The sequence below is a fragment of the Lysinibacillus sp. A4 genome (assembly GCF_024919535.1).
Taxonomy (GTDB): domain Bacteria; phylum Bacillota; class Bacilli; order Bacillales_A; family Planococcaceae; genus Lysinibacillus; species Lysinibacillus capsici.
Genome location: NZ_JANWTB010000002.1, coordinates 142820 through 166511, shown reverse-complemented (window position 1 = coordinate 166511; position 23692 = coordinate 142820). Strand labels below are relative to the sequence as shown.

General features: G+C 37.7%; 22 protein-coding genes and 1 riboswitch. Of the genes, 17 read left to right on the top strand and 5 right to left on the bottom strand.

Annotated elements, in window-relative coordinates; genetic code table 11:
• The first annotated feature begins 14 nt into the window (after positions 1-14).
• The 3 genes from NY607_RS04860 (at position 15) to NY607_RS04850 (ending at position 3578) form a co-directional block, all read left to right on the top strand.
• Positions 15-1463 carry a spore germination protein gene (locus tag NY607_RS04860; RefSeq protein ID WP_131519528.1) on the top strand — a complete coding sequence of 483 codons (1449 nt, stop codon included), beginning with the start codon at positions 15-17 and terminating at the stop codon, positions 1461-1463.
• 224 nt (positions 1464-1687) lie between these two features.
• Complete coding sequence (gene lysA / locus NY607_RS04855; protein ID WP_131519529.1) at positions 1688-3007, top strand: diaminopimelate decarboxylase; 1320 nt, start codon at positions 1688-1690, stop codon at positions 3005-3007.
• 199 nt (positions 3008-3206) lie between these two features.
• Positions 3207-3578, top strand: coding sequence for a GNAT family N-acetyltransferase (locus NY607_RS04850; RefSeq protein WP_004232192.1), 372 nt, complete (start codon positions 3207-3209; stop codon positions 3576-3578).
• Here NY607_RS04850 and NY607_RS04845 read toward each other — a convergent pair.
• Positions 3575-4081 (bottom strand): DUF309 domain-containing protein, encoded by a 507-nt coding sequence (locus NY607_RS04845; protein WP_237899821.1) that lies wholly within the window; start codon positions 4079-4081, stop codon positions 3575-3577. The two genes, NY607_RS04850 and NY607_RS04845, sit on opposite strands and share 4 nt — an antisense overlap.
• Positions 4082-4136: 55 nt before the next feature.
• On the opposite strand from NY607_RS04845, the gene NY607_RS04840 reads away from it, so the two are divergent.
• From NY607_RS04840 to NY607_RS04775, 14 genes are all read left to right on the top strand, one after another.
• Positions 4137-4916 (top strand): segregation/condensation protein A, encoded by a 780-nt coding sequence (locus NY607_RS04840; RefSeq protein WP_131519531.1) that lies wholly within the window; start codon positions 4137-4139, stop codon positions 4914-4916.
• Positions 4888-5481: an SMC-Scp complex subunit ScpB gene (gene scpB, locus NY607_RS04835; protein ID WP_131519532.1), complete on the top strand. Its 594-nt coding sequence runs from the start codon at positions 4888-4890 to the stop codon at positions 5479-5481. Before NY607_RS04840 ends, scpB begins: the two co-directional genes overlap by 29 nt.
• 73 nt (positions 5482-5554) lie before the next feature.
• Complete coding sequence (locus tag NY607_RS04830; protein WP_131519533.1) at positions 5555-6625, top strand: D-alanyl-D-alanine carboxypeptidase family protein; 1071 nt, start codon at positions 5555-5557, stop codon at positions 6623-6625.
• Positions 6626-6732: 107 nt separating this feature from the next.
• On the top strand, positions 6733-7320 hold the full coding sequence (locus NY607_RS04825; RefSeq protein WP_227744819.1) for an alkaline shock response membrane anchor protein AmaP: 588 nt from the start codon (positions 6733-6735) through the stop codon (positions 7318-7320).
• Positions 7321-7620: 300 nt separating this feature from the next.
• Positions 7621-8352, top strand: coding sequence for a pseudouridine synthase (locus NY607_RS04820; protein ID WP_131519534.1), 732 nt, complete (start codon positions 7621-7623; stop codon positions 8350-8352).
• Between the two features lie 317 nt (positions 8353-8669).
• Positions 8670-9209 carry a thiol-disulfide oxidoreductase ResA gene (gene resA / locus NY607_RS04815; protein ID WP_004232210.1) on the top strand — a complete coding sequence of 180 codons (540 nt, stop codon included), beginning with the start codon at positions 8670-8672 and terminating at the stop codon, positions 9207-9209.
• A 6-nt stretch (positions 9210-9215) separates the two neighbouring features.
• Positions 9216-10892, top strand: a complete 1677-nt coding sequence (resB, locus tag NY607_RS04810) for a cytochrome c biogenesis protein ResB (RefSeq protein WP_131519535.1) — start codon at positions 9216-9218, stop codon at positions 10890-10892.
• Entirely contained in the window at positions 10889-12070 is a 1182-nt protein-coding gene (gene ccsB, locus NY607_RS04805) for a c-type cytochrome biogenesis protein CcsB (protein WP_048391290.1), read from the top strand. Before resB ends, ccsB begins: the two co-directional genes overlap by 4 nt.
• 114 nt (positions 12071-12184) lie before the next feature.
• Complete coding sequence (locus NY607_RS04800; RefSeq protein WP_004232215.1) at positions 12185-12901, top strand: response regulator transcription factor; 717 nt, start codon at positions 12185-12187, stop codon at positions 12899-12901.
• Positions 12894-14669, top strand: coding sequence for an ATP-binding protein (locus NY607_RS04795; protein WP_131519536.1), 1776 nt, complete (start codon positions 12894-12896; stop codon positions 14667-14669). Before NY607_RS04800 ends, NY607_RS04795 begins: the two co-directional genes overlap by 8 nt.
• Before the next feature lie 78 nt (positions 14670-14747).
• Positions 14748-15281 (top strand): RNA polymerase sigma factor SigX, encoded by a 534-nt coding sequence (gene sigX, locus NY607_RS04790; protein ID WP_009370717.1) that lies wholly within the window; start codon positions 14748-14750, stop codon positions 15279-15281.
• Positions 15278-16564 (top strand): RNA polymerase subunit sigma, encoded by a 1287-nt coding sequence (locus NY607_RS04785; protein WP_259419244.1) that lies wholly within the window; start codon positions 15278-15280, stop codon positions 16562-16564. Before sigX ends, NY607_RS04785 begins: the two co-directional genes overlap by 4 nt.
• Before the next feature lie 143 nt (positions 16565-16707).
• Positions 16708-16893, top strand: a riboswitch (FMN riboswitch).
• Positions 16894-17107: 214 nt separating this feature from the next.
• Positions 17108-17695 carry an ECF transporter S component gene (locus NY607_RS04780; protein ID WP_036080135.1) on the top strand — a complete coding sequence of 196 codons (588 nt, stop codon included), beginning with the start codon at positions 17108-17110 and terminating at the stop codon, positions 17693-17695.
• 202 nt (positions 17696-17897) lie between these two features.
• Entirely contained in the window at positions 17898-19244 is a 1347-nt protein-coding gene (locus tag NY607_RS04775) for a sodium-dependent transporter (RefSeq protein ID WP_227744820.1), read from the top strand.
• A gap of 589 nt (positions 19245-19833) precedes the next feature.
• Here NY607_RS04775 and NY607_RS04770 read toward each other — a convergent pair.
• Genes NY607_RS04770 through NY607_RS04755 form a run of 4 tightly spaced genes read right to left on the bottom strand, consistent with a single transcriptional unit; the run spans position 19834 to position 23544 of the window.
• Positions 19834-20220, bottom strand: a complete 387-nt coding sequence (locus NY607_RS04770; protein WP_009370722.1) for an STAS domain-containing protein — start codon at positions 20218-20220, stop codon at positions 19834-19836.
• A gap of 38 nt (positions 20221-20258) precedes the next feature.
• Positions 20259-21956 (bottom strand): methyl-accepting chemotaxis protein, encoded by a 1698-nt coding sequence (locus NY607_RS04765; protein WP_131519539.1) that lies wholly within the window; start codon positions 21954-21956, stop codon positions 20259-20261.
• A 28-nt stretch (positions 21957-21984) separates the two neighbouring features.
• Positions 21985-22404: an ATP-binding protein gene (locus NY607_RS04760; RefSeq protein WP_131519540.1), complete on the bottom strand. Its 420-nt coding sequence runs from the start codon at positions 22402-22404 to the stop codon at positions 21985-21987.
• Positions 22405-22410: 6 nt separating this feature from the next.
• Positions 22411-23544 carry a SpoIIE family protein phosphatase gene (locus NY607_RS04755; protein WP_259419243.1) on the bottom strand — a complete coding sequence of 378 codons (1134 nt, stop codon included), beginning with the start codon at positions 23542-23544 and terminating at the stop codon, positions 22411-22413.
• Positions 23545-23692 lie beyond the last annotated feature (148 nt).

Here is a 23692-nt window from a genome sequence, read left to right as displayed (position 1 = left end):
AAAATGGTGACAGCATGACAAATAAATTATTTAACAGCTTAGAAGAAGCCGAAGATTTTCTTATAGAACAATTTGGTGACGGCGAATCGTTTGACGTTGGTATTAAACACTTATTTGTCAAAGATTTGCCGGTCCTTTGTGCATATATTAGTGGGCTTGTAGATGGAGAAGCTTTAACACAGTTACTATCTAGCATGCTTCCAGAAGAGGACATTGAAATTGATGTAGAGGATGAGAAGGAATATTTTGAGTCTTACTTTAATTTCCATGGACGTTCAGAAGAAACAGAGCGTAAAGCCTATTTACTAGCCATTTTAAGTGGACAAGTCACCTTTATTACTAAAAGTGGCTATTGCTATGTTGCGGAGCTTAGAAACTATCCAGGTCGTTCTCCAGAAGAGCCGGATAATGAAAAAGTTATCCGTGGATCAAGGGATGGCTTTACAGAAGGGATTTCTCAAAACACTGCCTTAATACGTAGGCGAATTCGTAATAGTAATCTACGTTTCGAGCTACATAAAATATCCAAAATCGGTCAAACCGACGTGGCGATCGCGTTTATGAAGGATGTTGCCAATGAAGATATGCTCGAAAGTTTACGACAGCGTCTTGGACAAATAAATCATGATGGCTTGACGATGGCCGATAAATCATTAGAAGAATGGCTCTTTAAACAAAAGTTCCACCCAGTTCCATTTGTACGTTATACGGAGAGACCTGATATTGCTGCAGCGCATCTACTTGAAGGGCATATAGCTATATTAGTCGATACTTCTCCATCCGTTATTTTAGTACCTGTTACAGTGTTTCATTTATTGCAGCATGCAGAGGAATATCGTCAAGCACCCACAGTAGGGACGTTCGTACGTTTTATGCGATATTTTGGCTCTGTAATGGGTTTACTTTTATTGCCATTGTGGTATGTATTTGCAACGAATGAATCCCTACTTCCAGATGCCCTCTCCTTTTTAGGTACGGAGGAGAAATCGCATGTACCTTTATTACTACAAATTTTGATTGCAGATATTGGAATAGAATTTTTGAGGATGGCCGCCATTCATACTCCGTCACCACTGTCCACAGCGATGGGGTTGGTTGCGGGGGTAATCATTGGTCAAATTGCCATAGATGTTGGATTATTCTCTTCAGAGGTGGTCCTCTATACAGCGGTGGCAGCCATTCTTATTTTCATTATTCCATCCTATGAGCTTAGTATCTCCATTAAAATTTTTAGGTTACTGTTACTTCTGATGACGGGTCTCTGGGGTGTCAATGGGTTATTTATTGGTTTATTTTTATTGTTTACGTATTTATGTTCATTGCGACCAATGCAGGCACCTTATTTATGGCCGCTTGTTCCATTCTTTCCAACAGCGATGCTTCGTGTCATTATTCGCTTCCCAATGACAGCGGATGCACTAAGACCTTATGTAGTCGCTTCCAAACAGCGAAAAAGATCATAGGAGCCGTTGCACTCGTTTTTTTCATGTGATAAAGTTCACATATAGTATTTTGTGATTTTTGCAAAAATTATTTTCATTCAAGAAAAAGTAAGAACTATACATTTGTTTTTTATAGTTGAGGGAAATAATTTTTTGATGGAATGGTTCTAATATAGTAAAGAACCATTCCACTTTCAAATCGTAAAAATAACAAGATGGAACGATGTGAAAAGGGAGAGATGCACATGCATTTATATGGAACACAAGCGATTTCTGAAGATGGTCATTTAACAATTGGACAGGTAGACACATTAGAGCTAGCAAAAGAGTATGGTACACCACTTTTCGTGTATGATACTGCACTTATTCGTAAGCGTGCGCGTAGCTTTATCGATACGTTTAAAAAACTAGGTGTAAAAGCAGAAGTAGCTTATGCTTCAAAAGCATTTGCATGTGTAGCAGTGTATCAATTAGCAGCAGAAGAAAATTTATCATTGGATGTTGTATCTGGTGGCGAATTATTTACGGCCTTAAAGGCTGGTTTCCCTGCAGAGCGCATTCATTTTCATGGTAACAATAAAAGCATTGCTGAATTAGAGCTAGCTTTTGACTCCAAGATTGGATGTATTGTTGTAGATAATTTCTATGAAATACAGCTTTTAAAAGATATTTCGGAGCGCCGTCAGCAAAAAATGCGTATATTATTACGTGTTACACCAGGTGTGGAAGCACATACGCATGATTTCATCACGACAGGTCAAGCAGATTCAAAATTCGGCTTTGACTTAAACAATGGTCAAGCAGATGAAGCATTCCAACAAACATTTAACCATGAATTCCTAGAGCTTCTTGGTTTACATTGCCATATTGGCTCACAAATTTTTGACACTGCCGGCTTTGGGTTAGCTGGAGAAAAATTGATTGACAAAATTTCTGATTGGAACAAGACTCACGGATTTACATGTACTGTGTTAAACTTAGGTGGGGGCTTTGGTATTCGTTATACTGAAGAAGATGCACCGCTTGAACCACAAGTATATGTAGAGGATATGATTACAGTTGTCAAAAATAAAGCAACTGTTCTTGGACTGAAGATGCCGGAAATTTGGATTGAACCAGGTCGATCACTTGTAGGTGATGCAGGAACATCTCTTTATACAATCGGTTCACAAAAAACTGTGCCAGATGTGCGGAAATATATTGCTGTTGATGGAGGTATGAGCGATAATATCCGTCCCGCATTATACGACGCTAAGTATGAGGCAGTCATTGCAAGTAAGGCGAACGAGCCGAAAGATGAACTTTATACAGTTGCTGGTAAATTATGTGAATCTGGCGATAAATTAATTATTGATGCTAAACTACAAGATGCTGCTTCAGGTGATGTATTAGCCATCTTCTGTACAGGTGCGTATGGTTATTCGATGGCTAGTAACTATAATCGTGTGCCAAGACCTGCAGTTGTATTTGTAGAGGATGGACAGCATCAACTAGCTATTCGCCGCGAAAGTTATGAAGATATTGTGCAAAACGATCTCCCGCTAACTTTAAAAAAGGGTGAGTAAATTTGAGGAAAAATAAGTGGGTATTACTAGCGTCCATTACAACATTTATTTTATTATGGGGCGTAGTCTATTGGGTGTTGGCGTCGAAAGGTATTCTCGGACCTGGTTCGTAAGACAGAAATTGGCTTGCGGTAAAAGTACAAATCGTGTAGGATAGTCAAAGATTATGTACAGCTAGAAAAAGAGGGAATAGACAAATATGTTAATTCGATATAAAAAAGCTTTAGAGAAAATAGCAATGGGGCTACTTTCATTTATGCCTAACGAAAAAGACGTAAAAAAGCTTACAGAAACCATCCACTCCTATGAAAATGACGATAATTGGGTTTTATACTTATGGAAAAAGAATGATGAATATGTTGGCATTGTAGGGCTTGTTGTTGATGAGCATAATATAGCCACAATCCAGCACGTGTCGGTGATCCCTTCCTATAGAGGAGAGGGCGTAGCAACGGAGATGCTTCAAGAAGTGGCGGAACTTGGCCAATATGAAAGTGTACGCGCTACAGATGAAACACGTAGTTTTGTTCAAAAATGTATTCATTGTATCGATGAAAAAGCAGACGATTAACAACGTCTGCTTTTTCTTTGTTTGCTTTCTTGTCGCTCTGCAAGAATATGTGAGCGATCTCGAAGCATATGTTTATGAAGAAGATAATTTGAGCTATTTGATGGCAAAAGCTTTATACGTACTAGGGCTAAATCCAGCAAGTGAGGTGAGAGAGGAAGCTGGAAAGATTGAAAGGACTTGCCCATTTCAATCGAAGTGATAGCTTTTGTTATTTGTGTTAGGAGTTCAAGATAATCAATTTCTTGGAAAAAAACATGCCCTTCATTTACTTGAAAGTTATGAAGTGCTTTTTCTAAAATTCGTTTAGCACCAGTATTGTTACCACGTCGCCAATGATAGAAACCTGTTGCCAGCTGCACATAGCCGACAAGCGGATGCATTTTATCGCCAGGTGCAATTTCCTTCCAATATTCCTCTAGCACTTCATGGCATTCAAAAAAATCTTGATTGCCATTAAAATAGGCACAGTAATCTATAAATAAAGTATGATGCTGTGGATGCATTTTGGACTCCTTTCCACTATACTAAAAGAACATAGAATCTCAGGGTGGTAAAATAATGTCTTATGAAGTAAAATTAGAAGCCTTTTCAGGGCCTCTTGATTTATTATTGCATTTAATTCACAGATTGGAAATTGATATCTATGATATCCCAATGGCTGAAATTACACAACAATATATCGACCATATACATGCAATGCAAGTATTAGAGTTAAATGAAGCAAGTGAATATTTAGTAATGGCAGCAACGTTACTGGCAATTAAAAGCCGCATGTTATTGCCAATTCACGAAGGAGAGATGGAGGACGCAGAATTAGAAGTGGACGGCCCTGACCCTCGTGAAGAACTGGTGCAACGCTTAATCGAATATAAAAAATACAAGGAAGCAGCTAGTAATTTGCAGGAGCTTGAAACAGACCGAGCACAGGTATTTACGAGGCCACCTGCTGATTTAACAGGATTAGCCTCAGAAGAACAGATGGCTTTATTTGATTTGAATGTGAATATCTATGATATGCTTGGAGCATTTCAGAAATTAATGCGTCGCAAAAAATTAAAAAAACCATTAAAAACTACTGTAGCAAGGCAGGAACGATCAGTAAAAGATCAAATGCGCTCTGTTGTGGATTCTTTACGATTAACAGGTGGACGTGCATCATTTTTCGAGCTTTTTCCCTTTGAAGATAAGCCAACACTTATTCTGACGTTTGTATCTCTTCTTGAACTGATGAAACGTCAGGTCGTCATCGTAGAGCAAGATGGTAACTTTGAAGAATTAACGGTTACCTTACAGAAGGAGGAATGGGAAGATGACGAAAACATTGATGTTACAGAGTAGAATTGAAGCCTTATTATTTGTTGTAGGAGATGATGGCTTAACGATTAAACAACTTTCACAACTCTTAGGAGAGCAGGAAGAGCTGATTCTGCAAACAATGAATACCTTGAGAGAAACCTACGAAGAAGATTTAACAAGAGGAATCACGGTGAAAGAAATTGCAGGCGTTTATCAGCTCATTACAAAATCTGAGTTTGCCGATACGATTCAAAGATTAGTAGAAAATCCAACCGCACAATCCTTATCTCAGGCCTCCCTCGAAGTGTTGGCAATCGTGGCATACAAACAGCCCATTACCCGTGTAGCAATAGAAGATTTGCGTGGTGTCAAGTGTGAGCGTCCCATCCAAACATTAGTTTCACGAGGATTAATTAAAGAAGTAGGACGGTCAGAAGGGACTGGACGTGCCATCTTATATGGAACAACCAAAGAATTTTTACATTATTTTGGCTTAAATAGTATAGAAGAAATGCCTCCTCTACCTGAAGAGGATCTTGTTGATACAGAACAAGAAACAGATTTATTTATGACAAAGTTCCAAGAGACATTTAGCGTGGCAAAATAATGGGTATAATGGTTGGCCTTCAACATAAATATAAATCTATAATTTCCTATCACATTGAATAAGGAGTGGCTCGTTGCTTCGGTTATTTCGTTTAACACTGTTTATGATCATTGTGTTAATGGTAATGCTTCCTCAGACTAGCTTTGCAAGAGGAGGAAGCGGCTATGCTGTCTTAGATGGCGATACTGGACGGATTTTAATAGGGTCCAATAGCGATGAACGATTACCTATTGCTAGTCTAACGAAAATTTGGACAGCACTTGTGGCAATTGAAAATAGTGACTTGCAGGATGAAGTTGTAATATCTCCGAAGGCTGCTATGGCTGAGGGAAGCTCTATTTACCTACAGGCTGGTGAAACGGTGACAGTTGAAACGTTATTGTATGGCTTAATGCTGCGTTCCGGCAATGATGCTGCAACAGCTTTAGCCGAACATGTAGGAGGCTCTGTAGAGGGTTTTGTCAAATTAATGAATGAAAGAGCTGTTATTGCAGGTCTTACCAATACCGTCTTTATGAATCCTTCTGGTCTTCATCATGATGAGCATTTATCGTCTGCAAGAGATACTGCTGAGATGTTAAGACTTGCTTTGCAAAATAAAACCTTTGAGAAAATTGCTTCAACGGTACTTTATCGGGCAAATACAGTAAACGGAATGCTATGGGAAAATAAACACCGTCTATTAAGAGAAGGCTCAGGAATGGCGGCAGATATAGATGATGAGACAGAACAGCCTGTTAGTTCCTTAAAGTCAGCCACTGGTACTGCTTTCGCTGGGAAAACGGGCTTTACTAAGGTTGCTGGACGAACACTTGCAACGGCCTTTCAAAAGGACGGGCAAATCTGCATTGTCGTCACATTAAATGAATCAGATGATTGGAATGTACATCGAGGCTTATCTAATAAAGTATGGCAAGATTATAGTCTTGAAACAGTAGTGAAAAAGGGTAAATACAATGTCAATAAAAAGTTAGCTATTCGTTTACAAGAGCCCGTTCGACTACAGTTAAATAAAGAGGAGAAAGAACAAGTGAGGCAAGTATTACATGTTTCAAGGAAACGCCAAGAAGCAGTTTTGTCGATCTTTATAGGAGAAGAACGGATTTATGCAACGCCAGTAAAAGTTGAATCAGCGGATCGTTAAAAACGATTTGCTGATTTTTTTACATTATTTGATCAATTGATGTTAAATTTGGTAAAATGATAATGAGTGTAAAAATTCTTAATTTTCTTAAAAAGGGGGTGCGGAAATTGAGGAAAGCTTCAATGGAAAGTAATGGTAGGCAAATTCAATTTGGGCTAATCATTATCTTATTTTTATCAAGTTTAATTGTCCCTGTCATTTTACTATATCCAATTCAAGAGATACTATATCGACCAAATGAATTTTATTATTTTGCACCTTATTTTAATGCTTATATTATCTTTATGGTCTCTTTATTTGTCATGGCCCTCGTACTACTAATCAATTATTTGATCATACCTAAAACGAAAAAAAGAAAGAATATTCAACGTGGTCTAGTGTCTACTTCCTTATTAATTGCCTTAGGTTTCATCGCATTAAGCTTTAATACTTATAAATGGATAGATTCAAGCGGTATTCATATGAATCCATTTTTTAGTTTAAAAGTAAATTTTGTCGAGTGGGAAGAAATAGTGAAAGTTGAGCAGGTTAATCTAGAAAAAAGTGGTGTGACAAAGCCTGATCATCTGGTTTTTACAATTCAAGATGGTTCCACAATTGAGGAACCTTTGGCAGGCAACATGGTACTGGCTAAAAACTATATAGCCAATGAGTTAAAGCAGCGTGGCCTAACAATTGAAAATGTATACAAATAAAAGCTGCCGAATGGTAGCTTTTTTTGTGTCAAAATAAACATTTTACAATCGATTCGCATGATTATCAAATGAGTATACTGCTAGTAAACAAAACAAAATCTCGGTTCAAATGTTAAGAAATTAACGAATGAGAATTTAGTCGGAATACTTAATTAAAAAATGTGAAATTTGTTTTTCTTTAATAATGTCTAAAAGTATGACATAATTTTCACAGATTAGCGGGAAAAATAACCCTATTCATTGGATCGAAATCGAATGATGACGAACGTGTCAATGTGAAAGAAAACTAGAGGTGAAGAAATGGAAAGATTACAAAAGGTCATTGCCTATGCAGGCGTTGCGTCAAGGCGCAAGGCAGAGCAATTGATTTTAGAAGGTAAAGTTAAAGTAAATGGTGTAGTGGTTCGTGAGTTAGGAACAAAGGTATCTAATTCCGATACAATTGAAGTAGAAGGTGTGAAATTAGAAAAAGAAGATAAGGTATATTTCTTACTTTACAAACCACGTGGAACAATTTCTGCAGTTACAGACGATAAAGGACGCAAAACTGTCACAGATTTATTTCATCATATTCCGCAACGTATTTTCCCAGTTGGTCGTCTTGATTATGATACATCTGGATTGTTGCTATTGACAAATGATGGAGAATTTTCCTATATGTTGACACATCCGAAATTTAAAATTGACAAAACATATATCGCTCGTGTCAAAGGTGTGCCAACAATTGAAGGACTTAAAAAGCTTCAACGTGGGATCAAATTAGAAGATGGTAAGACAGCACCTGCTAAGGTAAGCATGACATCTTTCGATGAAAAAGCGGGCAAAGCTATTTGCGAAATTACGATTCATGAAGGGCGCAATCGCCAAGTTCGTCGTATGTTTGAAGCGATTGGAACACCCGTTGTTAAATTAAAACGCGAACGCTTTGCTTTCTTAGATTTATTTGGCCTTACTCCAGGAGAATACCGTGAATTATCAAAGCATGAAGTAAAGCAACTACGTGTGTTAGCAGAAACAGGAAAGCTTGATTAATGCAATTTTGCCAGAAGAAAGTGTGGATACCACAAGAGGTATTTGGATGTTTACACTTTCTTTGTGGTGAAATCGTTCATAAATCATTCATAATTAATAGCTAAGTGTTTTTGTATCATTTTGCTATAATAGGTGAGAATAGTACACCTAGTAGCAGTTTGTTCAAAAAAGCTGTAACACATTTAATCCGGTATTGTTGACGTCAATGTGAAAGAAGCTTTTACATATTTATAGACGTATAGAGAGTGAAAAAGTTCTATTTGTTTCTTCAATATGTAAAAGCAACGTAAGCCGTAATTGATAGGGGGTTTATTAACTTGGAGAAAAAGAAAAAACGTCTTGTACTGCGAACTGTCATTTTAGCTGTGTTAGCGTTGGCAATCGGGTACACAGTATATGGAACAGCAACAAAGGAAAAAGTAGAGTTAGTAGCAGTAGGCTCTGAGGCACCTGACTTCACGTTAGTAGATTTAAACGGTGAAAAACATAAATTGTCGGATTATAAAGGGCAAGGGGTATTTTTAAATTTCTGGGGAACTTGGTGTAAGCCTTGTGAGAAGGAAATGCCCGCAATGGACAATCAGTATCAAGAATTTAAAGATCACGGTGTACAAACATTAGCTGTCAATATTGCTCAAACAGATTTTGAAGTACAGAATTTTGTCGATCGATATGGGTTGTCATTTCCAGTAGTTATCGACAAAACAAAAAGTGTTATGACTGCTTATAATGTAGGACAATTACCTGCAACAGTGTTAATTGATCCAGAAGGCAAAGTGGCCAAAATTATTACAGGTGAAATGACGGAGAAAGATATTGCTTCGTACATGGAATTAGTGAAGCCAAATAAGGAGTAAATGACGATGGAAAAAATCATTTGTGCTTGTGGTCATAGTAATCCATACGGCACGAAGCTTTGTGAGAAATGTGGTCGTCCTTTAACCGAAGAAGAAAAACAAAATAAAGTTGTTGATATGCGCTATGATGGTATGGCCATTCGCTCCAAAACATATAACAAATCATTTGTTGATAAAATATGGAATTTCTTCTCAAGTGTTAAAGTTGGTATATCCTTAATTATTATCACATTAATTGCTGCTTCAGTCGGAACATTACTACCGCAAGAGTTTTACGTAAAAGCTTCTGATATGGAGAAGGGGGCTTATTACGCAGACGTATATGGTACATTCGGTAAAATCTATTATACGTTGGGGCTTTCGGATTTATATAGCTCATGGTGGTTCCAGATTTTAGTTGGTATGCTAGCAGTTTCAATTATAGTGGCAAGTCTTGACCGAGGCATTCCACTTTATAAATCATTAAAGAATCAACGTGTTAAAAGACATGAAAGCTTTATGAAGCGTCAGCGCATTGTTGCAGAAGGACAAGTGTCAGCGAGTGCGGAGGAAACGCTTGATAAAGTGGCTCAAAAAATGACTGAGATGAAGTATTCTGTTCGTCGAGATGGTAGCGCTCTCTTAGCTGAAAAAGGACGCTTTTCTCGTTACGGTCCGTACATAAACCATGTAGGTCTCATCATTTTTTTAGGTGGGGTCATGCTACGTCTAGTTCCAGGCTTCTATGTTGATGAATCGATATGGGTGCGTGAAGGTGAAACACGAGCTATCACTGGAATGGAAGGCTATTTCATTGAAAACCGTGACTTTATTTTAGAAACACATGATAATACACCTCAAGGTGAGCAAGTTAAACAGGGTGTGAATGTAGTGGCAAAAAACTTCCAGACCGATATTACACTTTACAAGCAACCTGAAGACGCATTACCTGGGGATACGGAAAATCTAGAAAAAGTAAAAGACTATTCTATTCGTGTAAACCATCCTTTGAAAGAAGATGGCTTTGCCCTTTACCAGATGGATTATCGTCTAAATGAATTAAAACAGATGAACTTTGAATTAATTAATAAGACGACAGAGAAATCATTAGGTAAGGTAGAGATTGATTTAACAAATCCTAAAAAAGAGTATGATTTAGGGAATGGTTCATCCGTTCAAATTCTTGTCTATACACCTGATTTTGATGGATTTGAAAATGGAGAACCTCAGACTAAAACGTCTATTCCAAATAATCCTGCATTTTTATTTAAAATGACTACACCAGAAACTCCTGAAGGAGAAGTAAGCTTTGTTGAAATTATGCAGCCTCCTTTAGAACCACTGGGTGAAAATAAATACAGAATGAAATTTGCTAGTGCAGAGATGCGTGATATGTCAGGTATTACGGTGCGAAAAGATAGTACCATCCCTATTCTGTTTGTTGGTGGGGTCATCTTTATGATCGGTGTTGCCATTGGCTCTTACTGGAATCATCGTCGTTTATGGCTTCAAGTGGAGCCAGACGGCCGTGTGTTAATGGCTGCCCATGTCAACAAAAATATGTTCAGCATGAAAAAGGATTTAGATGCTGTTACAACATTTGCTGCATTGCCTCCGTATAAAGATCAGTTAGAGAAAGATGAGGCTAGCGAAGAGTCCACTACTGGTGGCATTAAAGAAAAGGAAGGTGACAACACCTTATGAGTTTGATTGACTTAAGTGGAAACTTACTATTTGTAGCGTTTATTGCTTATCTAGTTGCGACATTATTATTTGGTGGTTCAATTAAGCAAGGTAATGCTACTGGTAAAAATACTGGCAAATGGGGCAAGCTTGCCATTGTGGTTACTATAATTGGTTTCCTATCACAGCTTGGCTATTTTATTACGCGTTGGATATATACAGGACATGCGCCAGTAAGTAATATGTTCGAATTTACAACTGCCTTTGGTATGTTCATTGTCGGCGCGTTTATCTTAATTTATTTTATTTATCGTTTGACGGCACTTGGATTAGTGGCATTGCCTGTTGCGCTTTTGATTATTGCTTATGCAGCAATGTTCCCGAAAGAAGTAAGTCCTTTAGTGCCTTCATTACAAAGTCATTGGTTAACAATTCACGTTATTACAGCAGCATTAGGGCAATCTATTTTAGCCATTAGTGCTGTGGCAGGACTTATTTACTTATTAAAAGTAGTAGATTTAACAAAGCCCTCTAAACAACGTTTTTGGTTAGAAGCCGTTATGTACTGTCTTGTAGTCGTTGTTGGATTTGTCGCGGTAACATCTACATTTAGTGCGATGGATTACGAGTCTAGCTATAATTATGTGGATAAAGAAGGAACTACTCGTAAAATTATTTACAATTTACCTCCAGTATTCGGTATGAATGAATATGAAGTGATAGAAGAACATGGCATGTCGCCATTAGTAGAAATGCCAGCGTTAATTAATGCAAAAAAATTAACAACCGTTGTTTGGTCATTACTGGTAGGATCTGTGTTGTATTTATTAATTCGTTTAATTGCTCGCCGTCGAATTAGTGCCATTTTCCAACCACTTGTTAAACGTGTCAATTTACAATTACTTGATGAAATTGGTTATCGTTCAGTGCTGATTGGTTTCCCTGTATTCTCTCTTGGTGCTTTAATCTTTGCGATGATTTGGGCACAAATTGCTTGGAGTCGTTTCTGGGGTTGGGATCCAAAAGAAGTATGGGCTCTTATTACATGGTTATTCTATGCAGCATTCCTGCATTTACGTCTATCAAAAGGCTGGGAAGGTCGAAAATCTGCTTGGTTAGCACTAATTGGTTTTGGGATTATTTTATTCAACCTAATTGCTGTTAACTTAATTCTTGCAGGTTTACACTCCTACGCGTAACCTGTGAAGCAACAAGCCTTTTCGCTGTAGCGAAGAGGCTTTCTTTTCTTTTCAATATGTGTCACACCATGTACAATAGAAGTTAGAGAAAGATGGAAGAGAGGGATCGTGAAAGTGTCAGAAAATATTTCAGTATTAGTAGTAGATGACGAGGATCGTATTCGCCGCTTATTAAAAATGTATCTTGAGCGAGAAGGATACCTTGTTGACGAGGCCGAAAATGGAGAACAAGCGATCGAGAAATCTTTAGAAAAAGAGTATCACTGTATTTTACTTGATATTATGATGCCTGAAAAAGATGGGCTAGAAGTGTGTGCAGAAATTCGAGAGCGCGCAGCAACACCAATTATTTTATTAACTGCTAAAGGCGAAGAAGCGAACCGTGTACAAGGCTTTGAGCTTGGTGCAGATGACTATATCGTTAAACCATTTAGTCCTCGTGAGGTTGTGTTACGTGTGAAGGCTATTCTACGTCGTTCACAGGCTTTCTCACCAACGACTAATGCATCTTCTTCAAAAGATTTAGTGGTGTTCCAACACTTAATGATTGATCATGATGCACACCGTGTGACTGCAGAGGGCATTGAGGTTAATTTAACACCGAAAGAGTATGAATTGCTGTACTTTTTAGCGAAATCGCCAGACAAAGTATTTGACCGTGAACAACTACTAAAAGAGGTATGGCATTATGACTTCTTTGGTGATTTACGTACAGTGGATACACATGTAAAACGTTTACGTGAAAAACTCAACCGAGTTTCTGAAAACGCTGCTAAAATGATTGTGACGGTTTGGGGCGTTGGATACAAATTTGAGGTTGTCAATGAATAGAATATGGAATAGTGTTGTCGGGAAGCTATGGGTAACCATATTGCTTCTCGTTTCATTTGTATTATTTGTTTTCACGGTATTAATGCTGGAATTTCTTCAAAATTACCATATGCAGCAAGCAGAAATTTCATTGCGACAAACAGCAGCAACAGTAGCAAGTATAGTAGATGACAATGAAACAGCCGAATCTACCTCGGAATTATTAAAAGATATTTTACCTACAGGGACCAATGCATTGATCGCTATCAGTCATGTTGAAGTGTCCTTTGCGATGCAAGAGGGTGTCAACAAAAAAGAAATACAAGATACTATTTTAGCCAATAAATCTTTTCATGAAGTGTTTCAATCAGATGAACCGATTATTAAAGAAATGATGATGCCTTCTTCAACTGATCAAGAAAAGATGGAATCTTATGTCGTACTTGGTTTTCCCCTAAATGTTGAAAATGCAGTACATGGAGCTGTCTTCATCTACCAAAGCCCAGATGCGTTACATAAAACGTCTAAGGAAACAACGAAAATTGTCTTTTTAGCAGCCTTCATTGCATTTGTGTTGACGACATTCTTCGCATTCTTCCTTTCTTCACGGATAACTTCGCCATTAAGAAAAATGCGTGAATTAGCTTTTGAAATTGCAAAAGGGAATTTTGAAGCGAAAATGCCCACTACTCAAAATGATGAAATTGGTCAGCTTGCCGTTGCCTTCAACCAAATGGGCCGTCAATTAAAGCATAATTTAGAGGTTATCAATCAAGAAAACGAACAGCTTTCTAATATTTTGACATCTATGACAGATGCAGTGATAACATTTAATCGGGATCGTACAATATTATTAAGTAATCCACCAGCTGAACGTCTAATGCAAAAATGGTTTGTGAATAAAGGCTCACAAAGTGCAAAACCTATTCCGCCAGAGCTGTATCATATGCTTGATCATGTACTGATGTTTGAGGATAAACTAGAAGAGGAAATTGAAATGGATGGCAGCTATTATACATTTACCATTAGTCCTCTTTATAGTGGAGAAATGATACGTGGTGCTGTCGCTGTTATTCGTGATATGACTGAACAGCATCGCTTAGAAAAACTAAGATCGGATTTTATTGCCAATGTCTCTCATGAGCTTCGGACACCGATTGCCATGCTCCAAGGTTACTCAGAAGCATTAATGGATGACGATTTTATTCAGGATCAGGAAGAGCGAAATGAGATTACCAAAATTATTTATGATGAATCGAAGCGAATGGGTCGCCTTGTGACAGATCTATTAGATTTGGCACGCATGGAATCAGGGCATATGACGCTTTATAAAGATGAATTACCAATTAATTCTACATTCGAACGTATTACACAAAAGTTTGCACAGGTAGCAAAAGAAAAGCATGTTCGTCTGTTGTTTGAAAGTGAATTTAATGACGAGGCCATGATTAATATAGATGAGGATCGCATTGAACAAGTGCTTACAAATTTAGTCGACAATGCCCTGAGACATACAGATGAAGGGTCTGTAACTGTGAAAATAGAGCAGGAGCCGACATTTGCTAAAATATCTGTTCAAGATACAGGACATGGCATTCCTCAAGAGGACTTACCCTATGTCTTTGAACGTTTTTATAAAGCCGATAAGGCACGTACTCGTTCCAAGGGTGGAACTGGTCTTGGCTTAGCCATTGCTAGAAATATTGTGAAGGCTCACTCAGGTAATATAATGGTAGACAGTGTGTTGAAAGAGGGTACGACCTTCACGTTTTATTTACCGTTCGATTAATAACAAGTATTGCTATTAATTGGCTGTAACTTCTATGAATGTAAGACGACAAATATTATAGAACGGGGGTGGAGTGCTTTGAATGACTCCGTGTTCCATCGACTATACGATGCATATCACCAAGACGTGTTTCAGTTTTTAATATATTTAGTAAAAAACCGTACACTTGCCGAAGATTTAGCACATGAAGTTTATGTACGAGTGTTGCGCTCATACGATCAATTTGCAGGCAATAGTAGTGAGAAAACTTGGCTATTTGCTATTGCTAAAAATGTAGCGATTGATCATTTTAGAAAGCAAGCTGTACGTCAAAAGCATTCACATGATTTCTTTGACTGGGAAACGGAACAGCTCCATTCAACCACACCATCACCGGAAGATATGCTACAGGCCAGTGATGAATTTATGCAGGTAGAATCAGCACTTGAAAACTGTACAGGCGATCAAAAAATGGTTATTATTATGCGCTATTTTCAAGATTTATCGATTGCAGAAACAGCGCAAATACTAGATTGGACAGAAGCTAAGGTAAAAACGACCCAGCATCGAGCCATTAAATTTTTAAGGCAACAGCTACAGCCGATTAGAGAACAGGAGGCGAAACGGCAATGACGCATAAGCCATTTGATGATGAACAGCTTGAACATGTCTTGAACAATGCCCCTAAGCTTTCTGACCGCCGTTCAAAAGAAGAAATATTAAATCGGTTAATGGCAGATGCTCGCTTGCAGGATAATAGTCACCTTCAAGAAGCGATACAACAACCTATAGAGAATGAAGAAGCACAACAAGAAAGTAAACCTTTAATTCAAGATGAACGACCATCACGATTTAAGTTCCGTAAAATGCCGATTTTTACGAGTGTAGCAGCAGTTTTCGCGATAACGGTACTCGTTGGCTTCATGTTGATGAATAATGACGCTAGCCAAAAAGATTTAGCTAGTACGCCAGAAACGGCTAATTACTCTACGTTACAGGAAGATCGTTCTGCCAATGAGGCAGCTACCCAGGATGAGGCACTTCAATCCAGTATTGTATCGGAGCATGAGCGTCTGTTATCTTTACGGTCATCTGTCTATGAGGAAGATGTGAAAGATGCTGTCGTATTTCGTATTGGTTTGGCAGGACGCGATGCAGAAAGTGTTCCAATGACATATGTGATACCAAATGAGCGTGTAGCAACTGATTTTGGAACAGAAAAACCTTCTACCTTACAGATGTATGAAAAATATGCTCCTCAAATAGATGAAGAAGCCAAAGGGTTTACGGATTATCATCCATTTAAAGGTGAACTGAAGGAGAAGGAAGACAAGCTTGTCCACGTTTTACCAAAGGACAATGACTATGATATTGCATCAGCTACCGTTAATGAGTACAAAGGGACTTTAGAGGATACCTTCTCGGATTCTGAATATACGGAAGTTGAGATTCAAAATGAAGATGGCACACCTTATGAGTTTTCTCAAGAGGGTGAGCCAAGTCAAGCCATGTCATTAACAAACGCCAAGCATTTTAATTATTACTTATACCAAGATGAGAATGGGGCAGAATATCTGTCACCAGATTTCCGTCAAACATTTGCTAATGTTACAGAAGCACTTACACTAATGAAAAACAAAAATGATGATGTTTATGTAACAGTGGTTCCTGAAAACGTAACATATACCGTGAAAGAGGAAGCGGAAGGTGTAGTCGTAACATTCGACATTCCCTTAGATTTAGCATCGATGGAGCCAATTCGCGCTACCCAATTGATTGAAGCGATGATGTTAACTGCTGCTAGCTTTGACCAACAATTACGCTTAGATAATGTGGTCCAAGAAAGTTGGGAAGGATTCGATTTAAAAAATTATTTGCCAAAGCCTGTGGGGCCAAATAAACAATATATGCCTTAGGCAGAATCAAAAATGGAGCATTCCTGTAACATGGAATGCTCCATTTTTACAATACATACAAATCTAATCGGATTTTTTTAAGCAGAACTGTTTACTTTTTCTTGATAATTAATTATAGTAAGGTTGTAGTATAAAATAATATGATTCATCTTCGGGGCAGGGTGAAAATCCCGACCGGCGGTAATAGAGTGGTGAACCGTTAATGTTTCCATTAACTCGAATGGTTTATGCTTCGCTCTTCAGCCCGCGACCTGTGCAAATTTATTTGCATGGCTGACTTGGTGTGATTCCGAGGCCGACAGTTAAAGTCTGGATGGGAGAAGATGGAGGTACGATCGTCATTCATTGTTATGAAATAAACTATAAACGAGCGCTTTTTTGTATGGCTTTTTAAACGGTGCTCAAAAATAGTTTAAATTGACGCTTATTCGTCATGCCTTTCTCCCTTGTGCTCTTCATGCATAAGGGTTTTTTGTGCTAACATTGAAAGATCGTCACCTTTCTTCTTGCGAGATTGAATCAGCAAAGAGGAGAGAGTTTTCTATGAAGAAAAATGTTAAACTTCAATCGTTTATTACGATTGGCATGCTGAGCAGTATTTCGTTTTTATTAATGCTTTTTAATTTTCCAATTCCACCATTTCCAGCATTCTTGGAAGTCGACTTTAGTGATATGCCTGCATTAATAGCAGCCATCACAATGGGGCCTGTAGCTGGTATTTTAGTAGAATTATTTAAAAATGTATTGGATTGGATTTTCTCTGGAACGCCAACAGGTGTGCCAGTAGGTCATATTGCCAACTTTGCAACAGGTATTTTATTTATTTTGCCAGTAAGCCTTATTTTTAATCGCTTTAAAACAATTGCTGGTCTTGTTGGAGGTTTAGCGACAGGAACAGTCGTAATGGCAGTAGGCATGAGTATTTTAAACTACGCTGTATTTTTACCGATGTACACATACTTCTTAGGAATGGAACCTGTTGTAGGTGACTCACTTTATAAAATGATTATCGCTGGGATTTTACCATTTAACATTGTAAAAGGTATTTTATTAACGGCTATTATGGCGTTTTTATTTACTACTATGCGCAAGTGGATCGACCGCCAGCGTTCTATCTATATAACAAAATAATTTTTACTAACCTCGGGTGAACATACCTGAGGTTTTTTTGGTGGAAGGAATGATGGATAGAGAAAGGTGTGAAGAATAATAAATATAGAAAAAAGTAATAGGGTAAAACAGCTAACTAGTACTTTATAAGTATAATCTAGTCGAAAGCTATATTTTCATGTAAAATAGAGAAGAGTTTAGAATGTTTGAGGAGTTTGAAGAGATGAGTGGAAAAAAAGGACAGTGGTCTAGTAAATTAGGTTTTATTTTAGCATCAGCTGGTGCGGCGATCGGACTAGGAGCAATTTGGAAACTTCCCTATGTAACGGGACAAAGTGGTGGAGGAGCATTTTTCCTTATCTTTGTGTTATTTACCTTGTTAATAGGACTACCAATGTTATTGTCCGAGTATGTGTTAGGACGTGGTACACAATCCGAGGCTGTAACAGCGTATAAAAAAATTGCCCCAACTAAGCCAGGCTGGGCTTGGATTGGTCGAATGGGCGTGCTAGGCTGTTTTTTATTATTAACTTTTTATAGCGTAGTCGGAGGTTGGATCTTTATTTATAGCGGGCTAGGTGTAGCTGGCGCGGTAATTGATCCAGCAGTAGATCCAGCTGAATTATTTGGAAAAATTATAGGCACGCCATGGATTACACTAGTTGGTCTAGTGTTGTTTACATTAGCCAACGTACTTGTGATTTCATTAGGTGTACAAAATGGGATTGAAAAAGCCAATAAATGGATGATGCCGTTACTTTTCATAATGTTCATTGTCCTTGTTGTGCGTGCTGTTACATTAGATGGGGCAATGGAAGGGGTAAAATTCTTCTTATGGCCTGATTTCTCGAATATTACGGGTAAGGCATTATTAGAAGCCCTCGGGCAATCGTTCTTTGGGTTAGCAGTTGGCTTTTCTTGTCTAGTTACATATAGCTCTTATCTAAAAAAAGATGTCAGTCTTCCGAATTCAGCAGGTTCTGTAGTGTTGTTAACCGTGCTCGTTTCATTTTTAGCAGGTTTAGCGATTTTCCCTGTTGTGTTCGCCTTTGATTTAGAGCCAGCAGCGGGTCCAGGTTTGCTATTTATGGTACTACCAACAGCATTTAGTCAAATGCCATTCGGTGAAGTGTTTTTAGCCATGTTTTTATTGCTATTTTTATTTGCTACATTAACGTCATCATTTAGTTTATATGAGATTATCGTCGCAGCATTTATGGAGCATAGTCAGAAATCCCGTCCCATGTGGACACTTATACTTGGTATAGTCGTATTTATTGCAGCTATTCCAGCAGCGCTTTCTTCGAGTGTTTTATCGGATATAATGATTTTCGAGAAAAGTATCTTTGATGCAACCGATTTTTTAGTGTCGAATATCATGCTTCCGCTAGGGAATTTATTCATTGCTATTTTTATTGCCTATGTAGTAGATAAAGAATTTGTGAAGAGAGAATTGCTAACGGGTAGTCAAATGGGACAAGGGTATTATTCGACATATCGTATGTTAATGCTAGTTGTTGTACCGTTTATCATTCTAGTTGTGTTTGTTAATATGCTACTGCAGTATTAAAGAAAAAGAAAAGGGTGTATTCCATAATAGGAAATACACCTTTTCTTAGTGTTACAAAACAAAACAAAACAGTCAATTGAAAGGTAGAAATGGATTTCTGTTGCTGGCTGCATGCTTTTCTATGGACGAGCGCCGAACTGCTTCCGCTCCATGTAGGGGCTCGCCTGTCTAGTTATCCCATGGAAGTCAAATACCTTCCACTTCAATCCAAAAAACTAATCTTTTTAGCGAAGGTTTTATAAAGTATAAGAGTTCATTACTCTTTATGAAGAGGTGTTGTCACTCAGCACTTCACTTCACTTCACCACATTGAAAATAAGAGCCTATCTCCTCTAAGAATACAGATAATGGGTAGATTTGATCGCTATGCTACTATGAGGTAAAGCCTGCTTTGTAGAATGGTTGATAGCGTCACTCCTATGGGATTTAGCGGCTCATCGGACGCCCTCCTGGAAAGGACGCTGGCAGAACGGAAATCAACCTCTCGCCTTGTAAAGTTACTATTTCTACCGTTGACATCTTCTTTTTTAACAACATAAAAAGGTGTATTCCGTTAATAGGAATACACCTTTTATTATGCTTATAGAGATTAATAATCGTTAAGTGATAGTTCACCTAGCCAATCTTCTTTAATAATCTTCCTTGCTTGTTCTTCACTTTCGGCAATAGGGAATACTTTATCAACCTGTGAAATAGCGAATAAGTTGCGAATGAAATCATCGACGACAATAATGGCGATTTTCTTATCTTTTACAGACACCTTCTTAGCAAAATTAACGATCATCCCGAATCCAGTACTATCAATATTTGTTACCCTTTGCATATCGATAATGTATCCGTGTTTTGTGTCTAAGCTAAGTGTTTGCAGCTCTGACTTTATTTCTTCAATCATCCCGTATTCTAAATCGCCTGTAAACGCAATCACAATATAATCAGCCTTTGTGTCAATATTCATTGCAATTTTCTTCTGATTCATCCTATAGCGCCTCCATTTTTCTTTTCTTGTTTGGGGATTTATTCAAACTTAAATTTATTCACTTCATTTTGTAATTTATCAGCAATTGATGATAACTCATCTGAGCTTTGTGTAATTTCGGCAACAGTCGCATATTGCTCTTCTGAGGTTGCGGCAATCTCTTCTGTAGCTGCTGCAGCGTCCTCGATGATGCGAGAAATATCTTGAATGGCTTGTTGCACATCTAGGGAGTTGTCGTTAACATGTGTAAATGCCACTTTCATTTGTTCGACACCTTCTTCAGTTTCGACCACTTTCTCCACGATTTCTTTTAAGGCACTTCCACCTTTATTAATGATCGTTACTTGCTCCTCAACAGCTAGTAAATTACTTTCCATTGTCCGTACAGTCACAGAAGTTTCCGCTTGGATATCATTAATAAGATTAGTAATTTGTCCAGCTGCTAAACTTGACTGTTCAGCTAACTGACGAACCTCTGATGCAACGACAGCAAAACCTTTTCCTTGATCACCTGCTCGTGCCGCCTCGATGGCCGCATTGAGTGCTAACAGATTTGTTTGTTCTGCGATGCCAGTAATAACGGTAATAATACCACCAATTTCTTCTGAGCGCTTTCCTAATTTTTGGATAGAATCAGTTGCATAAGACACTGTTTTCGTAACATCACTTAGATGCATAATCGCTTCGGTGATGGCTTCTTCTCCTTTACGTGCGATATGAGTGGACTCGATAGCACTGTTTAAAGTGATTTCGGCTTTTTGTAAGCTCTTTGATACTTCCTCAATCGTTTTTTGCATCATTGAAACTATTCGTTCAGCCTGATCAGATTGAGTGGTAGTACCAACGGCGATTTCATTCATTGTTAGTGCAATCTGATTAGATGCTTCGCTTGTTTGATGAGATGATTCTGCCAAAGTGTGTGACGACTTTGCAATTTGATGTGCACTACCAGCCACAATCTTTATCGTCTCTGTTAAATGATTTTTCATACTACTAAATGCACGTGCTAATTCAGCGATTTCGTCTTTGCCTTTAGGGTTTAACAGTTTAACATTTAAATTTAGGTCTGCTAGTTCCTTGGCATTGGTACTTAGAATGTTAATAGGATTAACAATTTGCTTTTGTAAGAACCAACTAATTCCTCCGATCATTACAATGGCGATCACTAAGGAAATCGCTACATTCTCCAGTGCAGATTTTGTGGCAATGCCTATATAAGGAGCGGTAGGGACAGCGGTTGCCCATACACCGATAACCTCGCCTTGACTATTTACAATCGGATCATAGGCTGCTTGATGCAAACTTCCTAAGACATTGGCAGAACCGATAAAGCGTTTTTTTTCTCCCAGTACAACAGTAGCAACCTCGTCAGAAACCTTTGTATTTAAAGCGCGTTGACCATTATCCACTATATTGGTACTTATACGCGTATCGTTTTGAAAGATGGATACAGCATTTCCATTTGTGAGTTCTCCAACTTTATCAGCTACCTCAAAGTTTTCTACCATATTGATATCGCCCTTATAGAGTTGGTTGTTTTTAATGGACCATTCTCCAGGATATTTAGCGTCTAAATATTCATAGCTCAACTGTATATCTGATAAAAGCTTTGTATCAGCACTTTCTAATAGATTGTTCTTGGCAACAAAAAAATTGACTCCTGCTAAAAGGGAAGTAAGTAAAATAATACAACCAAATATAAGCAGATTCATTTTCTTTCGTATAGATAACTTCATTAAAACGCCCCCAATTTTACGTTTACTTTTATAGATGAATCTTTTTGGAAATACCAACTAAAAATTTTGTTTCAGAAATATTTTCGAACCAAATATGGTCGACCATATTTTTGACAAAAAATAACCCGCGTCCACGATCAGCATAATCAAGTTTGTCTAAATCGAATTGAAGAACTTTGTCCCAGTCCTTTTCGTCAATGCCTTTTGCTTCGTCAGTGACTGTTATTTTTATTTCTTCGTTTGATGGAGTTACATGTATTTGAATCTCCTTTTGAGCGGGTATATCAATTTTTCCCATAGCCTCTACGGCATTGATGACTAGTTCATGAACAACAAATCTTAACTCTCGTTTATAAGGTAGATTATATAAATCTGTATAATTCTCCATAACTTGATCAATAAAGGCTATAGCTTGTGTATCAGGATTTACATTGAGTGTGAATTCCATCTTCAATCACCTACCCTTTAATGTAATTGTTATTGAAACGACTGTGATGTCATCGCTGTAATCATTATCAAATAAATTGTACTTTTGAGAAAATTTTTGTAGTGCATAGCTGTTATCCTGTGAAGCATAAGTGTAGAAAAAGTCCATATCAATTGAGTTTTGCTCGTTCAATGTTAATAATCCATCCGTATAAAGAATAATACGATGCCAGCCTGATAAAGGTATTGTTTTTTTATTTATTTGAATAGTAGGGAATAGTCCGAGGATAGGCGTATTCGCTGGGAGGAAGACTGTTTCTCCATATTTTCCAAATAAAAAGCCAGAAGGGTGAGCCGCATTCACATAGTGCAAAGTGCCGTTTTTTGTATCGAGAAGTATGTAGATTGCTGTCATTAAAAAACGGTCCATATCTTCATCAGAAAATAGCTCGTAAATTTGGCGGTTAAGTTCTTGGATTACGGCTACTGGATCAATTAACTTAGTAATTATTCCTTTTAATAATGATCTGATGGACATAGTAACGAGTGATGCAGCTATGCCATGCCCCATTGCATCGTACAGAAGAATGGCGGTTAAATGGTCATTAATCTTAAACCAGCAGTACATGTCACCTCCTAGTGTATTGGATGTTACATAAAGACCATCAACCTGTATTTGCTCAAGATTTAATGGAGAAGATAGTGCATTCTTTTGGAATTTTTTTGCAATAAACAAATCTTTTTGAATCATACTTTCTTGCTGCTTTCGAAGTTTGGCTTCCCTCTGATATTTTAAGGCTACTTGAATTCGAGTCTTAAAATGAGTAAAATCAAACGGCTTTAAAATAAAGTCGAAAATGCCTGCTTCAAAAACCCTATCGATTGTTATGTTTTTTTCGTAGGTAGTAGATAGTAGGATAGGGACATCTATCCAATTTTTAAGTGCATGAATGTGCTGACAAATTTCCTCGCAATTGCTGAGTGTCATTTTCGTGTCAAGTACGATTAATTCCAGCTCATCTTTCAAAGCTGAATCTACTAAATAGTTCATTGCTGCTTCCGTTGTTGAAAAGCAATGAATATTGGGGATGCTGATACGATGAAAATACTTTTGCAGACGTAGCACATCATTACTTACGCTGCCAATAATTAATACTGACATGCCTACTTAATTCACCGCCTTATGTATCTATAACTAAATATTTCCTGGAAGCCAACATAATGATTTCTAACCATAATTATATACTCCGTATTTACTTATAATATGAATAAATTAAAATTCTAATTTGCTATAAATTTACCAATAAATA

Excerpts from the sequence above, each read along its gene's own strand:
- NY607_RS04775 (WP_227744820.1), top strand. The coding sequence starts at position 17,898 with ATGAGTGGAAAAAAAGGACAGTGGTCTAGTAAATTAGGTTTTATTTTA.
- NY607_RS04760 (WP_131519540.1), bottom strand. The coding sequence starts at position 22,404 with ATGGAATTCACACTCAATGTAAATCCTGATACACAAGCTATAGCCTTT.
- NY607_RS04820 (WP_131519534.1), top strand. The coding sequence starts at position 7,621 with ATGGAAAGATTACAAAAGGTCATTGCCTATGCAGGCGTTGCGTCAAGG.
- resB (WP_131519535.1), top strand. The coding sequence starts at position 9,216 with ATGGAAAAAATCATTTGTGCTTGTGGTCATAGTAATCCATACGGCACG.
- NY607_RS04850 (WP_004232192.1), top strand. The coding sequence starts at position 3,207 with ATGTTAATTCGATATAAAAAAGCTTTAGAGAAAATAGCAATGGGGCTA.
- NY607_RS04770 (WP_009370722.1), bottom strand. The coding sequence starts at position 20,220 with ATGAATCAGAAGAAAATTGCAATGAATATTGACACAAAGGCTGATTAT.
- NY607_RS04780 (WP_036080135.1), top strand. The coding sequence starts at position 17,108 with ATGAAGAAAAATGTTAAACTTCAATCGTTTATTACGATTGGCATGCTG.
- NY607_RS04785 (WP_259419244.1), top strand. The coding sequence starts at position 15,278 with ATGACGCATAAGCCATTTGATGATGAACAGCTTGAACATGTCTTGAAC.
- scpB (WP_131519532.1), top strand. The coding sequence starts at position 4,888 with ATGACGAAAACATTGATGTTACAGAGTAGAATTGAAGCCTTATTATTT.
- NY607_RS04845 (WP_237899821.1), bottom strand. The coding sequence starts at position 4,081 with ATGCATCCACAGCATCATACTTTATTTATAGATTACTGTGCCTATTTT.
- NY607_RS04755 (WP_259419243.1), bottom strand. The coding sequence starts at position 23,544 with ATGTCAGTATTAATTATTGGCAGCGTAAGTAATGATGTGCTACGTCTG.
- lysA (WP_131519529.1), top strand. The coding sequence starts at position 1,688 with ATGCATTTATATGGAACACAAGCGATTTCTGAAGATGGTCATTTAACA.
- NY607_RS04765 (WP_131519539.1), bottom strand. The coding sequence starts at position 21,956 with ATGAAGTTATCTATACGAAAGAAAATGAATCTGCTTATATTTGGTTGT.
- ccsB (WP_048391290.1), top strand. The coding sequence starts at position 10,889 with ATGAGTTTGATTGACTTAAGTGGAAACTTACTATTTGTAGCGTTTATT.
- NY607_RS04840 (WP_131519531.1), top strand. The coding sequence starts at position 4,137 with ATGTCTTATGAAGTAAAATTAGAAGCCTTTTCAGGGCCTCTTGATTTA.
- NY607_RS04860 (WP_131519528.1), top strand. The coding sequence starts at position 15 with ATGACAAATAAATTATTTAACAGCTTAGAAGAAGCCGAAGATTTTCTT.
- NY607_RS04795 (WP_131519536.1), top strand. The coding sequence starts at position 12,894 with ATGAATAGAATATGGAATAGTGTTGTCGGGAAGCTATGGGTAACCATA.